This is a genomic window from Pseudomonas sp. 31-12 (assembly GCF_003151075.1).
Lineage (GTDB): Bacteria > Pseudomonadota > Gammaproteobacteria > Pseudomonadales > Pseudomonadaceae > Aquipseudomonas.
On record NZ_CP029482.1, the window covers coordinates 1551718 to 1566258 of the forward strand.

General features: G+C 59.6%; 10 protein-coding genes and 2 tRNA genes. 3 read left to right on the forward strand and 9 right to left on the reverse strand.

From position 1 onward, the window contains the following. Window positions 1-116: 116 nt before the first annotated feature. Both DJ564_RS07140 and rimO read right to left on the reverse strand, forming a co-directional pair. Complete coding sequence (locus tag DJ564_RS07140; protein WP_109628254.1) at window positions 117-590, reverse strand: acetyltransferase; 474 nt, start codon at window positions 588-590, stop codon at window positions 117-119. Window positions 591-703: 113 nt separating this feature from the next. Next, complete coding sequence (gene rimO, locus DJ564_RS07145) at window positions 704-2041, reverse strand: 30S ribosomal protein S12 methylthiotransferase RimO (RefSeq protein WP_109628255.1); 1338 nt, start codon at window positions 2039-2041, stop codon at window positions 704-706. 289 nt (window positions 2042-2330) lie between these two features. Here rimO and DJ564_RS07150 point away from each other — a divergent pair, with 289 nt between their 5' ends. Then, window positions 2331-4232 (forward strand): potassium transporter Kup, encoded by a 1902-nt coding sequence (locus DJ564_RS07150; protein WP_109628256.1) that lies wholly within the window; start codon window positions 2331-2333, stop codon window positions 4230-4232. A gap of 185 nt (window positions 4233-4417) precedes the next feature. Here DJ564_RS07150 and DJ564_RS07155 read toward each other — a convergent pair whose 3' ends face one another. Then, window positions 4418-4741 (reverse strand): DUF3077 domain-containing protein, encoded by a 324-nt coding sequence (locus DJ564_RS07155; protein WP_109628257.1) that lies wholly within the window; start codon window positions 4739-4741, stop codon window positions 4418-4420. Window positions 4742-5143: 402 nt separating this feature from the next. Here DJ564_RS07155 and DJ564_RS07160 point away from each other — a divergent pair, with 402 nt between their 5' ends. Then, a complete protein-coding gene (locus DJ564_RS07160; RefSeq protein WP_109628258.1) occupies window positions 5144-5434 on the forward strand; it encodes a type II toxin-antitoxin system Phd/YefM family antitoxin in 291 nt (96 codons plus the stop codon). Between the two features lie 230 nt (window positions 5435-5664). On the opposite strand, the gene DJ564_RS07165 is transcribed toward DJ564_RS07160, so the two are convergent. The 4 genes from DJ564_RS07165 to DJ564_RS07180 all read right to left on the reverse strand — a co-directional run bounded on the left by DJ564_RS07165 (window position 5665) and on the right by DJ564_RS07180 (window position 10241). Next, window positions 5665-6960 (reverse strand): virulence factor family protein, encoded by a 1296-nt coding sequence (locus DJ564_RS07165; RefSeq protein ID WP_109628259.1) that lies wholly within the window; start codon window positions 6958-6960, stop codon window positions 5665-5667. Then, window positions 6960-9602: a bifunctional lysylphosphatidylglycerol flippase/synthetase MprF gene (mprF, locus tag DJ564_RS07170; RefSeq protein ID WP_109628260.1), complete on the reverse strand. Its 2643-nt coding sequence runs from the start codon at window positions 9600-9602 to the stop codon at window positions 6960-6962. Before mprF ends, DJ564_RS07165 begins: the two co-directional genes overlap by 1 nt. 278 nt (window positions 9603-9880) lie before the next feature. After that, window positions 9881-9957, reverse strand: a tRNA-Met gene (locus DJ564_RS07175). A 207-nt stretch (window positions 9958-10164) separates the two neighbouring features. Then, window positions 10165-10241 (reverse strand) — tRNA-Met (locus DJ564_RS07180). A gap of 301 nt (window positions 10242-10542) precedes the next feature. On the opposite strand from DJ564_RS07180, the gene dinB reads away from it, so the two are divergent. Next, window positions 10543-11604 (forward strand): DNA polymerase IV, encoded by a 1062-nt coding sequence (gene dinB, locus DJ564_RS07185; protein WP_109628261.1) that lies wholly within the window; start codon window positions 10543-10545, stop codon window positions 11602-11604. A gap of 135 nt (window positions 11605-11739) precedes the next feature. On the opposite strand, the gene DJ564_RS07190 is transcribed toward dinB, so the two are convergent. After that, window positions 11740-12693, reverse strand: coding sequence for a hypothetical protein (locus DJ564_RS07190; RefSeq protein WP_109628262.1), 954 nt, complete (start codon window positions 12691-12693; stop codon window positions 11740-11742). Between the two features lie 17 nt (window positions 12694-12710). Next, a complete protein-coding gene (locus tag DJ564_RS07195) occupies window positions 12711-14426 on the reverse strand; it encodes a proline--tRNA ligase (RefSeq protein ID WP_109628263.1) in 1716 nt (571 codons plus the stop codon). Window positions 14427-14541 lie beyond the last annotated feature (115 nt).

The window sequence follows — 14541 nt, forward strand, 5'->3', positions numbered from 1 at the left end:
GCGGTTGCATTTCCTGTGGGAGCTGGCCTGCCAGCGATTGCATCACCTCGGTGTATCTGACGAACCGTAGCGTCTGCATCGCTGGCAGGCCAGCTCCCACAGAGTTCTATGTTGTGTCAGCCATTGCGTGTCTTTTGTTGCGCCTGGCGCAAACGCATGTGCAGCAATGGATACGGCTGCCCCATGCCATCGACCTCCGAACGGCCGATCACCTCGAACCCTTGCTTGAAGTAAAACCCCAAGGCCTGCGGATTCTGCTCGTTGACGTCCAGCTCGTTGGCGTTCATGTGTTCCATGGCGTAACGCAGCAACTGCTTGCCCAACCCCTGACCACGGTGGGCCGGGTCGATGAAGAGCATCTCGATCTTGCCCGCCGCCACCCCGGCAAATCCGGTGATGCGCTGGCGCGAGTCCTTGGTGCAGATCAGCATTACCGCGTCGAGGTAGCGGGTCAGCACCAGGTTCTTCAGCAATTCAATGTAGCTGTCCGGCAGAAAGTCGTGGGTGGCGCGCACCGAGGCTTCCCAGACTTGCGTGAGTTCCTGATAGTCGCTCTGTTTCGGCGTGTGGATGACCGAATGTTGGCGCATGGCCGAATGCCCCTTTTACCGTGGAATGTGCGAATCCTTTCTCCCACAAAACGATAGACCTAAAAAAGCCCCGCATCTCGTCAAGAGAGCAGGGCTTTTCGTATTTTTTGCGTTTAGATCTGTTCAGCCCACAGGTCGTATTCGTCGGCGTCGGTCACTTTGCACCAGACCTTGTCGCCCGGCTTCAAGTTGCTGCCGTTGTCGATGAACACGTTACCGTCGATTTCCGGGGCATCGAAGAAGCAGCGGCCAACGGCGCCTTGCTCGTCGACTTCATCGACCAGCACTTCGATTTCACGGCCGACGCGCATTTGCAGACGCGCCGAGCTGATGGCCTGCTGGTGCGCCATGAAGCGGTCCCAACGGTCTTGCTTGACGTCGTCCGGCACGATGGCCGCGTCCAGCAGGTTGGCCGGTGCGCCTTCGACCGGCGAGTACTGGAAGCAGCCGACGCGGTCGAGCTGCGCTTCGGTCAGCCAGTTCAGCAGGTACTGGAAGTCTTCTTCGGTTTCGCCGGGGAAGCCGACGATGAAGGTCGAACGGATGATCAGGTCCGGGCAGATCTCGCGCCAGTTCTTGATGCGCGCCAGGGTCTTGTCTTCGAAGGCCGGGCGTTTCATGGCTTTCAGGACTTTCGGGCTGGCGTGCTGGAACGGGATGTCCAGGTACGGCAGGATTTTCCCGGCGGCCATCAGTGGGATCAGCTCGTCGACGTGCGGGTACGGATAAACGTAGTGCAAGCGGACCCAGACACCGAGGGTGCTCAGGGCTTCGCAGAGTTCGGTCATGCGGGTTTTCACCGGCGCGCCGTTCCAGAAACCGGTGCGGTATTTCACGTCGACGCCGTAGGCGCTGGTGTCTTGCGAGATCACCAACAGCTCTTTGACGCCGGCCTTGACCAGGCGCTGGGCTTCGTCGAGCACGTCACCGACCGGGCGGCTGACCAGTTTGCCGCGCATCGACGGGATGATGCAGAAACTGCAGCTGTGGTTGCAGCCTTCGGAAATCTTCAGGTACGCGTAGTGGCGCGGGGTCAGCTTGATGCCTTGCGGCGGCACCAGGTCGATCAGCGGGTTGTGATCCTGACGCGGCGGCACGGCGTCGTGCACGGCGTTGACCACTTGCTCGTACTGCTGCGGCCCGGTCACGGCCAGCACGCTCGGGTGCACCTTGCGGATATTGCCTTCTTCGACGCCCATGCAGCCGGTCACGATGACCTTGCCGTTTTCCTTGATGGCTTCGCCGATCACTTCCAACGATTCAGCCTTGGCCGAGTCGATGAAACCGCAGGTGTTGACCACCACGACATCGGCGTCCTCGTAAGTGGACACAACGTCATAGCCTTCCATGCGCAGCTGGGTAAGGATGCGCTCGGAGTCGACCAGTGCTTTGGGGCAGCCCAGGGATACGAAGCCAACCTTTGGATTGGCCGGCACAGAAGTGGTGGACATGTCTAACCTCGGTATTTGAGACGCCTCCAGCCGAAGACGGCAAGGCGACTGACGGGCGCTATGTTGCGCCTCTGGTCAAAAAGTGCGCAATTCTAGCGATGGAAGACGCACTTGACCAGCTTTATGCAGGGAAATGCGACGAGTGCTGCGCTATGCTTCGCGCCGTTACGCTTTACCGATTTTTTACAGTCAACAAAACGTCTGTAACGTCATGTAAAACAGCGCATGCTGCGTGGCAAAGCATAGTGCTTCTTATAAGAAGTCCGGGTCTGAGTAGTAGGAGTGTTGGATGGGGCAGGCAAGTAGTCAGGCGGCGGGTGCCGGGCATTCGACGGCGAAGCCGATCAGCATGCTGGTGGCGGCAGCAGGGGTGGTTTACGGCGATATCGGCACCAGCCCGTTGTACACCATTAAAGAGGTGTTCTCTGGACAATACGGCGTGCAAGTCAATCATGACGGTGTCTTCGGTATTCTGGCGTTGATTTTCTGGTCGCTGATCTGGGTGGTCTCGATCAAGTACGTATTGTTCATCCTGCGTGCCGACAACCAAGGCGAAGGCGGCATCATGTCGCTGACCGCGCTGGCTCGTCGGGCTGCGGCGCCCTATCCAAAATTGCGCTCTGTATTGGTGATTCTCGGGCTGATCGGTGCCTCGCTGTTTTATGGCGATAGCATGATTACCCCGGCAATTTCGGTTCTATCGGCAGTGGAAGGGCTGGAAGTCGCCTTCGATGGCCTTGAGCGCTGGGTTGTGCCCATGGCACTGGTGATTTTGGTGGCCCTGTTCCTGATCCAGAAACATGGCACCGACCGGATCGGCAAACTGTTCGGGCCGGTGATGGTGCTGTGGTTCGTGGTCCTTGGGGGCTTGGGCATTCACGGCATTGCCCAGCACCCGGAAGTGCTCAATGCCCTGAACCCGGCTTGGGGTGTGCGCTTTTTCATCGTTCACCCCGGCATGGGCGTGGCGATTCTCGGCGCAGTGGTGTTGGCCTTGACTGGCGCCGAAGCGTTGTACGCCGATATGGGCCATTTCGGCCGCAAGCCGATTGCCCGTGCCTGGTTCGCCCTGGTGCTGCCCGGTCTGGTGCTCAATTACTTCGGTCAGGGGGCTTTGCTGCTGGAAAATCCAGAGGCGGCGCGCAACCCGTTTTACCTGCTGGCCCCGAGCTGGGCCCTGGTGCCACTGGTGGTGCTGTCGACCCTGGCCACGGTGATCGCTTCCCAAGCGGTCATCTCTGGAGCATTTTCGCTGACCCGCCAGGCCATTCAGCTGGGTTATATCCCGCGCATGCACATTCAACACACCTCCAGTGCCGAACAGGGGCAGATCTACATTGGTGCGGTGAACTGGGCGCTTATGGTCGGCGTGATTCTGCTGGTGCTGGGTTTTGAATCGTCGGGTGCCCTGGCGTCGGCTTATGGCGTAGCCGTGACCGGAACCATGTTGATCACCAGCATCCTGGTATCGGCAGTGGCGCTGCTGTTGTGGAAATGGCCGCCGCTATTGACCGTGCCGCTGCTGATCGGCTTCTTACTGGTGGACGCGTTGTTTTTCGCCGCCAACGTGCCGAAGATCATCCAGGGCGGTGCGTTTCCGGTGCTGGCGGGGATTGTGCTGTTTGTGCTGATGACCACCTGGAAGCGCGGCAAGCAACTGCTGGTGGAACGCATGGACGAAGGCGGGCTGCCGCTGCCGATTTTCATCAGCAGTATCGCCGTGCAGCCGCCGCATCGCGTCCAGGGCACCGCCGTGTTCCTCTCCGCGCGCCCGGACGCCGTGCCCCACGCGCTGTTGCACAACCTGCTGCATAACCAGGTGCTGCATGAGCAAGTAGTGCTGCTGACCGTGGTCTACGAAGACATCCCGCGAGTGCCGCCGACGCGGCGTTTCGAGGTTGAATCCTACGGCGAAGGGTTCTTCCGCGTGATCCTGCACTTCGGCTTCGTCGACGAACCGGACGTGCCGCAAGCGCTGAAACTGTGTCATCTCGATGATCTGGACTTCAGCCCGATGCGCACCACCTACTTCCTCAGCCGCGAGACGGTGATCGCCTCCAAACTCGAAGGAATGGCCCGTTGGCGTGAGGCGTTGTTTGCGTTCATGTTGAAGAATGCCAATGGCAATTTGCGGTTCTTTAATCTGCCGCTGAACCGGGTGATTGAGTTGGGTACACAGGTCGAGATGTAAGCCCCCATTGAAAAGCCCCCGTTGCCATGAAGGCAGCGGGGGCTTTTTTGTGCCCGTTGATCCGAGTTCACTGACAATCCCTGTGGGAGCGAGCCTGCTCGCGATAGCGGTCTGTCAGTCGACAACAATGGTGGATGTCAGTCCGCCATCGCGAGCAGGCTCGCTCCCACAGGGGATCTGCGGTGTTACTGGCTTTCGGGCAGGTCTTCTGATTCAGTCTTTGTCCGAGCGGGTCTTGGCGTCAGCACCTTCACCACATCATCAATCACGGCTTTACCCATCGCCGTCAGATAGTGCGCGGCCCAGGCATGGCGGTCGGTGTCTTTTGCGTAGGCGGCGTCTTCGCTGAATGATTTCGCGAGGAACAGCAGATCGGAGGCTTGTGACAATGCAGCAACGATAGGGACGCCGGCGCGGACGTTGAATAACGCCTCATCCTGGCAGTAGATGAGCGGGGTGAAGCCTATGGTTTTTAAATCTGAGATCGCGGTTGAATCAATTTTAGTCATGGTCATTCTCCAGCATTAGAGGAGTTGCCACGTTCGTTTCCAAGCGAATGGGTGGCGGCTGTACGCAGGTTGGAAACCGGGGACCATAGAACCGGCACGCCCGAAGGCGTCCCACGCACAGCCGCCATAACACCAGGTTCGCAGTCGTTAAAACGTCTGGAATCGATGTGGAGGTGCTGTTGCGCTGTGATCCGACGGGTTTCCAAGCCCGATCGCTGAATGGTCAGCGACGTCCGGAGAGTATCCCGTCGAAGAAAAACGCAACAAGGCGGCAAAGTGCCCAAACACGAGATTCGGAGTTTGCCTACAAGGTCTGCGGGCGTCATCTGATATTGCGACACGTTAAGTAAACGATACGTTGAGCTGCGTGTTCAGATTTGCACGATGTGAAGAGAGGTGAGTATGACGGCATCATCAGTGCGTGGTGTCCAAGCAGTATCGACGACTGCAATGGTCAGGGGCTTCAGTACGAGACTCAAGGGGATCTCTGGCCATGCCATTGAGTGCATGGTCATTGTCAAAAATAATCAGCCAGTAGCGGTCATTATCAATGTCGATGCCTATCAGGAAATGCTCGACGAGATTAAGGATCTTCGCGTTGAAGCAGCAGCTGCGGAGCGCTTGACCGGTTTTGATCAGGCCAATGCAATTTGTCACGACGATATGAGGACACGGTACGCCAGGAAAGACTAAGCACCAGTATCGAGGGCGGTAGACGCATCTGCTCAAGCGATACGCAGTTCCTGTGGGAGCGGGCTTGCCCGCGATGACGGCGGCAGGTCCAACATTGATGTGACAGACATACCGCTATCGCGGGCAAGCCCGCTCCCACAGGGATCTGTGGTGCTTGGTTGAGTCGGTAAATATGAAAAAGCCCCCGCAACCAAACGGCTACGGGGGCTTTTTCGTGGGCGGGCCTCAGATCACTCCTGAGCCGTCTCGCCCTTGGCCTGGCGCTTCTCGATGATGTCCACCAAGCGCTTGGCCAGCGCCGGGTAGTTTTCATCAAAGTGGTGGCCGCCAGGCAGTTTCATCGCCTCACCCACGGCGGTCTTGTCGGTGCAGCCGCTTTCGTCGACTTCTTCTTCACCGTAGATGCACACCACTTTCTCCGGTGGCAGCTTGGCCATTTCCGGGCCGGTGGCGGCTTCTTTGCCGGCGTTGCCGAGCCAGCCTTCGACTTCGATTTCGAAGCTGCCGGTGCGGGCGAAGGCGAGCAGGATGATGGCGTCGACGCGCTGTTGTTCTGCGGGTTCCAGGCGGTTGTAGATCGCCGGCAGGACGTCAGCGCCGAACGAGTAACCGGTCAGGATGAAGCGCTTGGTGCCCCATTTCTGCCGGTAGTGTTGCATCAATTCGGCGAGGTCCAGGGCGCTTTGCTCCGGGCTCTTGTGCTGCCAGTAGTAGCGCAGGGTGTCGATGCCGACCACCGGGTAGCCGATCTTGGCCATCTCGCCCGCGACGTCGCGGTCCAGGTCGCGCCAGCCGCCGTCACCGGACAGGAACAGGGTCACGGTGTCCTTGGCCTCGCCGGCCGGGACTTCCACCACCGGGATCTGTAGACCGCCAGCGGCCTTGTCGCCACCGACGAGGAGCTTGCGCAGTTCGTTGTTCAGCACTTGCGGCAGGTTGATGTCGTAGTCGCTGATGCTGGTTTCGGCGTTGGCTTGATCGCGCACGAAGCCGGCACTGGTGTCGTCCGGGTTGTCGTTCCAGGCCACCAGCCAGTGACCGTGAGCGGCGCTTTTTGGCAGCAGGTGGGTGCAACCGGGTTTTTCCAGGGCCAGGTCTACGGAGACGGCCTGGGCCTTGTCGTCCTTCTGCTCGGACAACCAGCGCCACGCCAGCACGGCGCCTGGGCCGATACCGCTGACCAGGGTTGCCGGGCCTTTGAGTTCGCGCAGGCCCGATTGCAGGGCGCGACTTTGCAGCAGGCAGTCTTTCGGCAGAATCACCTGAACAATCTGCGCCGAGCCGGTGCGGCTCAGGGTCATCAATTGTTTATCGCTGAGTTTCTGGTCTTCGTTGACCGCCACCAGCACCTGGGCGCGAGGTGTGTTGCCGGGGATGACGCGGGTCATCGCCGCGCCCTCGGCCGGGGTCAGCTGTTCCAGGGTCGGCTCGGGTGCCGGGCGTTTCAGGTACCAGTAACCGCCACCGAGAATCAGGGCCAGCACGACCATCGTGCCCAGTACGTACCGCAAGGAGCGTTGAATCATCAGCGTTTCACCAATCCAGTCAAGCCGCCCGCAATCAGGGCAGCAGTATCGGCCAGGGCAACCAGCGGATCGAGTCCGGCGGGCACGGCCATATAACGGGGTTCCCAGTCAGGCTGGAATTTGTCTTTGAAGCGGCGCAAACCTTGGAAGTTGTAAAGCTGCTCACCACGGCGGAAAACCATCGAGCCCAGACGCTGGGTCAGCGGTGCACCACGCCGGGGTTGCAACCCCGACAGCGGCACCATGCCCAGGCTGAAACGCGCGTATCCATGATTTTTATAATGTTGAATCAGGCCGACCATCATGAACTCCATGGTCAGCTTGGGGGCGTCCGGGTGCGCGCGCATCAGGTCGAGGCTGGCCAGGTCATGGCCGTAGGTCTCGAGCAGGTTGGCGAACGCCACCGGGCGCCCTTCGAAACGAATCACCGCCACGCGGAAATGCTTGAGGTAGTCGTCGCTGAAACGGCCGAGGGAGAAGCCTTTCTCGCGCACGTTCTTGCCCGTCAGCCAGGCATCGGAAATCACCTTGAGTTTATCCATCGGCGCATGGCCCGGCTCAAAGATCTCCAGCGACAGGCCATCGCGAGTGCCGCGGTTCCAGGTGTAGCGCAGGTCTTTCATCTCTTTGCCCTTGGCTTCGAGATCAAAGCGCACCAGATCAACCCGGGCTTCTTCGCCGAGCTTGATCGCGGTCAGGCCGATGTCCATGTAGTACGGCAAGTTCTCGGCGCGCACTTGATAGAACACCGGGCGGGCGTGGTGGATGTCGCAGAGGTCGCGGAACTGCCAGATCATTTCCGCCCGTTGCTGGGTCGGGCCGATCGGGTCGTACAAGGCCACCAGGCTGCGGCCACGGCGGGCGTACATCAGGAACGCCTCGTCGTTCGGGTGAAACAGCAGCGCCTTGTCACCGGTCAGCGCGAGGCCACCGTCCGGTTGCGCGGAGGCCATCAGGATCTTTACCGCACGGTCCAGCTCGTCAGGCGTCGGCAGATGAATTACCGGGCGCGCGGTGCGCAGCAGCCAGGTCAGGGATACCACCACGAGTAGCACGGCGGCGCCGAGCAGCGAGCGCAGGCCGCGCGGGGCATCGGCGTCGAGGGTGAACTGCCACCAGAGTTGATGGCTGTACGGAACGTCCTGATAGGCGAACAGCAGCAACCAGATCGACGCGCCGAGCACGCACAGACTCGACACCAGATACAGCGGCGAGAACGGCAATTCGGTAAGGCGGCTCGGGCGATAGAACGAACGCCGGAAAACCCCGAGCAGGCTCGCCGTCAGCGTCATGAGGCAGGCTTCTTCCCAGTCAAAGCCCTTGAGCAGAGAGAGCAGGGCGCCGACCAGCAATAGAATGGTGGTCAGCATCCACGCGGCGGACAACCGACGACGCAGACCTTGCGCCAGCAGCAGGCACAGCACGCCGACCAGGCTGGCACCGAAGTGCGACGCGTCGACGAGGCGATGGGGAATCAGAAAACCGATGTGTTCCAGGCGCGTGTCGATTTCCGGGGTCACGCCGGAGAACAGCAGCACTACGCCGGACAGGAACACCAGCACCGCCAGAATCGGCGCCGCCAGACCGGACGCGGCGCGCAGGGACTGGCGCGACTGAAACAGGCGCTGGCCTTCATTGATCAGCAGGAACACGCAGGCCACCAGCAGTGGCAGCACGACATAGATCAGGCGATAGAGCAGCAGCGCAGCGGCCAGTGGGGCGGCGCCGAGTGTATCGGCAAAGGCGGCCAACAGGATGGCTTCAAACACACCGACGCCGCCGGGCACATGGCTGAGCACGCCGGCGGCCAGGGCCAGCAGGTACACCAGCAGGAACGCACCGAAGGGTGGCGCTTCCGGCAGCAACAGATAGAGCACGGTCGCGGCAGCGGCCACGTCCAGGGCGGTGATGATCAGTTGCAGGAAGGTCAGACGCCGGCCGGGGAGGCGTAAGGTGCGGCGTCCGACCTTGACCAGCAGGTTGTCCGGGGAAGGTTGTTCCGGAAGGCGACGACGATAGATGCCGATGGCCAATACGCTGAAGAGCAGCAAAACAGCCGCGGCAACACCACCGAGCAAACCTTCGGACAATCCCAGGGCCGCCGAGGCGGCAGGCAGGTTGCTGAGGGTTGCGAGGGCGGCCAGCGGTGGCAGGGCGCAGCCGAGCGAGAGGCTGGCGAACAGCGTCATGTGAGCGACTTCTGAAGCGCCCAGGCCATGACGTGCATATAAACGGTAGCGAACCGATCCCCCCGAAAGCATCGAAAGACCGATGGCGTTGCCGATGGCAAATGCCGTGAACCCGCCCAGCGCCAGGATGCGCGGCGCCAGTGTCACGCCTGCGTAGCGGCTGGCGGACCATTCGTACCCCAGCAAAATGATGAAGCCGATCACGGTCGCAGCCAATGCGCCCAGCAAGGCCGGTTTTGGTACTTCCAGAATGGAGTCATGCAAAGCGTACAGATCGAGTTCGCTCAGCAGGTGACGGCAGGCAATCAGCGCGATAGCGAACAACAGCAACGTGACCGCCAGGCCGATGGGCTGACGGTACTTGCTGACCAGATCCAGCCAGCGCAGACGCTCGGCCTTGATCGGTTGGGTCGCTGTGACGGTGTCTTGTGGATCAGACGAGTTGGCGCGCATCAATCACCTCTTGGATTGTGCGCGACAGGATGGAGGTATCCAGCCAAGTTACCAATCCCTGTAGAAAAAAATAATCACAAATATTAACGCCTCTCACCGGTTGGCGGCGATGGCATGTCATTGGGCATAGAGGGTTCTGTCTGCGATTCAGCATAGTCTGAACTCACAGCCTGGGTGATCCCGAACGCTTCACTACACAGTGACAGGTCATTGTTGCGAAAGGACTTTTTCAACAGATACAAAAAAGGCCACTCTTTCGAGTAGCCTTTTTTGATGTTTGGTTGCGGGAGCCGGATTTGAACCGACGACCTTCGGGTTATGAGCCCGACGAGCTACCAGACTGCTCCATCCCGCGTCTGTGTGGCGGCATTCTATAGAGATACGCCGGTGTGTCAACCGTTAATCTGGAGCCGGGTCAAATAAGTGTGAATAAGCGGCGAACGGTCGCAGGGCAGACTTAAGTTTCGGAATCAGAACGATTTCTCACTTCTGGTAGAAAAGAGCGACACAAAACAGACGCGCACAAAAAAGGCCACTCTTTCGAGTAGCCTTTTTTGATGTTTGGTTGCGGGAGCCGGATTTGAACCGACGACCTTCGGGTTATGAGCCCGACGAGCTACCAGACTGCTCCATCCCGCGTCTGTGTGTCGGCATTCTACAGAGGATCGCCGGGCTGTCAACCTTCAATCCTGATAAAACCTCTTCTGGTTCAATCGCTTAGCTAGGATTTTTGGTAGGAAGAACGGCTGCGAGTCAGGTATGGCAAGGCTTGCAGCTCTATCGAGCGGACCTTTTCGATTGAGAAAATAAATTCATCGGTTACTTTTCCTACCAGTGGGGAAGAAGATTCAGACTACTGGTGCTATATACAGGTGTCAGTGAGATACTGCCGATCCGACACGCCAATACGCCATTTCTTCGCCATGAACACCGCTTTTATATGACCCAGCGAAAAATCATCCACGTCGATTGTGACTGCTTCTACGCTGCCATCGAGATGCGTGACGACCCGCGCCTGGCGGGTAAACCCTTGGCGGTGGGTGGCTCGGCGGATCGGCGCGGAGTGATTGCCACCTGTAACTATGAGGCGCGGGCCTATGGCGTGCGCTCGGCGATGTCTTCCGGGCATGCCTTGAAGCTGTGCCCGGACCTGACCATCGTCAAGCCGCGCATGGATGCTTATAGAGAAGCGTCGAAGGAAATTCACACGATCTTTAGCGATTACACCGACCTGATCGAGCCGCTTTCCCTCGACGAGGCTTACCTCGACGTGTCGGACTGTGCACATTTCGGTGGCAGCGCCACGCGCATCGCCCAGGACATTCGCCGCCGAGTCTCCAATCAATTGCACATCACGGTCTCGGCCGGCGTCGCGCCGAACAAGTTTCTGGCCAAGATCGCCAGTGACTGGAAGAAGCCTAACGGTTTGTTTGTGATCACGCCGGATCAGGTCGAAGACTTTGTCAGCGGTTTGCCCGTGAGCAAGCTGCACGGCGTGGGCAAAGTGACTGCAGACAAACTGGGCAAGCTCGGCATTGTCGATTGCTCGCATTTGCGCGAGTGGGACAAGTTGGCGTTGGTGCGCGAATTCGGCAGTTTTGGCGAGCGACTCTGGAGCCTGGCCCGTGGGATTGATGAGCGCTTGGTGCATAACGACAGCCGTCGGCAGTCGATCAGTGTCGAAAACACCTACGACGTGGACCTGCCGGATCTGGTGAGCTGCCTGGATAAATTACCCGAGCTGCTGGAAACCCTGGCCGGTCGCATGGCGCGGATCGACAGCAGCTACCGGCCGGGCAAGCCGTTCGTCAAAGTGAAATTCCATGACTTTACCCAGACGACGCTGGAACAGGCCGGGGCAGGGCGGGATTTGGGGAGTTATCAGTTGTTGCTGACTCAGGCGTTCAATCGAGGGGGGAAACCGGTGCGGTTGTTGGGGATTGGCGTGCGACTTGAGGATTTGCGGGGCGGGTTTGAGCAGATGGAGTTGTTTGAGCGGTAGTGGCAGGGTTTTGATGCGGCGGTGAATGTCAGGCCGTCATCGCGAGCAGGCTCGCTCCCACATTGGATCTGCTGTGGACACAGAATGTGTGACCGCCTCAAATCCCCTGTGGGAGCGAGCCTGCTCGCGATGCTTTTAATTCGGTCCCGGATCCGCCACCAGTCGCCCGGCATCCTTGGTCAGCGACTTGAGGAATTCGGTCTGCAACTCTGGATCGTTGCGGGTCAGTTCGATCAGGCTCTGTTCAAGTTCGCTGGCTTCTTCTTCCAGGCCCAATTCCGACAAACGCTTGACCCGGTGTACCCACTGGCTCACTTCGTCGTCTTCGAGGTCGTCATAAATCAAGCCGTGCGCTTCGAGCAGCTTGCCGCGCAAGCCACTGCTGACCGCCAGGGACGAGTCGGTGTGCACATCGTCCTGACCGTCTTCGACGCTGATCAACAGTCGGCTCAGATGATTGATGTCATGTTCGGCGAACGGGCTGTCCAGCAGGTTCAGGCGCAGAACACCGTTTTTGTCGGTGTTCAGATCAAACGTTTCTTTGCCCGCTTTCACCACCACCGGACGCTCGCTCCACGGCAGGCTCGAGTATTCGGTGCGCTTGTCGAGCTGGATTTCGTCGATCCCGGCCAGGTTCTGCTGCGCCCGACCGTTGGACTGCACGTTCATGAACGGGTTGAGCCCGGCAAAACCGTAGCTCAGCCAATCCTTGGTGACGCTGTCCGGCAGGTTGCCGAGGGTGAACACGTTGACCACGTTCGCACCGACACCGCCGACCACCGCCACCGCGCCCAGCGGGATCTCGTAGACCTCCCGCCAGGGTTGGTAAGGCGTGTAGCGATCGTAGTGACGCGTGACTTCGAATTCGGTGACTTCGAAGGTCTTCTGCTCGTGGATTTTCACCCGACGTTGCGGCAACTCAAGCACCTTGGGCTCGCCGACATCGATCTGCAGGCTGTGATCGAGCAATTTACGCTCGACACGCTCCTCGTGCTCACTGCGTTGGGACATGTGATTGGCACAGCCGCTGACCAGCAGGGCGCCGCACAGGGCTGCACCACCGAGGCCTAAGGTGTTTCGCTTGAACATGACTTCTCTATCTGGTGTCAGCGGCGGATACGGGCCTGGAGGAAAGACAGCACGTCGGCTACCGGCAGCGCTTGCGCTTCAGGTTCGGTACGGCTCTTGTATTCCAGATTGCCTTCGGCGAGGCCGCGGTCACTGACCACGATCCGGTGAGGAATGCCGATCAGCTCCATGTCCGCGAACTTGATGCCCGGGCTGGTTTTCTTGTCGCGATCGTCCAGCAGCACTTCGAAGCCGGCGGCAGTCAGTTCTGCGTACAGCTTGTCAGTAGCTTCACGAACCTGTTCGGTCTCGTAGCGCAATGGCACCAGGGCAACCTGGAATGGCGCCAGTGTGTCGCTCCAGATGATCCCGTTCGCGTCGTTGTTCTGCTCGATGGCCGCAGCTACCACGCGGGACACGCCGATGCCGTAGCAACCCATTTCCAGGGTCACTGGCTTGCCGTTCTCGCCCAGCACTTCGCACTTCATCGCCTTGCTGTACTTGTTGCCCAGCTGGAAGATGTGCCCGACTTCGATGCCGCGCTTGATTTCCAGGGTGCCCTTGCCATCCGGGCTTGGGTCACCAGCGACAACGTTACGCAGGTCGGCAACGGTCGGAACCGGCAGGTCACGCTCCCAGTTCACGCCGAAGTAGTGCTTGTCGTCGATGTTGGCACCGATGCCGAAGTCGCTCATCAGCTCGACGGAACGGTCGATGATGATTGGCAGCGGCAGGTTCAGCGGGCCGAGGGAACCGGCGCCGGCGCCAATGGCGTCGCGCAGTTCGCTTTCGGACGCCATGACCAGCGGGCTGGCAACGCCAGGCTGGTTGCCGGCCTTGATTTCGTTCAACTCGTGGTCGCCACGGATGATAAGGGCAATCAGCTTGCCTTGCTCTTCAGCGTGAACCACCAAGGTCTTGATGGTCTTTTCGATCGGCAGGTTGAAGCCTTCGACCAGTTGCGCAATGGTCTTGGCGTTCGGTGTGTCGACCAAGCGCAGCTCTTCAGTCGGCGCGGCGCGGGAGGTTTCGCGCGGCACGGCTTCGGCTTTCTCGATGTTCGCGGCGTAGTCGGAACCGTTGCTGAAGACGATATCGTCTTCGCCGGACTCGGCCAGTACGTGGAACTCGTGGGAACCGGCGCCGCCGATGGAGCCGTTGTCGGCTTCTACAGGACGGAACTTCAGGCCCAGACGGGTGAACACGTTGCAGTACGCCTGGTGCATGCGGTCGTAGGTGATCTGCAGCGAAGGCTGATCAGCATGGAACGAGTAGGCGTCCTTCATGATGAATTCGCGGCCGCGCATCAAACCGAAGCGTGGGCGGATTTCGTCACGGAATTTGGTCTGGATCTGGTACAGGTTGATCGGCAGCTGTTTGTAGCTGCTCAACTCGTTGCGCATCAGATCAGTGATGACTTCTTCGTGGGTCGGGCCGGCGCAGAAATCGCGACCGTGACGATCCTTGAAGCGCAGCAATTCAGGGCCGTATTCTTCCCAACGACCGGATTCCTGCCACAGCTCAGCCGGTTGAGTACTCGGCATCAACACTTCGAGAGAGCCCGCGGCGTTCATTTCTTCACGAACGACGGCTTCGACCTTGCGCATCACTCGCAAGCCCATCGGCAGCCAGGTGTACAGGCCCGAGGCGAGTTTGCGGATCATGCCGGCGCGCAGCATCAGCTGATGGCTGATGACGACCGCGTCGGAAGGCGTTTCTTTCTGTGTGGCGAGCAAAAATTGACTGGTGCGCATGGTTGGCCGTTGTCGGTTGCTGATGACGAGAAATGACGGAGCATTGTACGGGCGAGATCCGCTGGCGTACAGGCGTGCGGTCGGCGGTGTGGCACGAGGGCGGGAATCGTCGCGC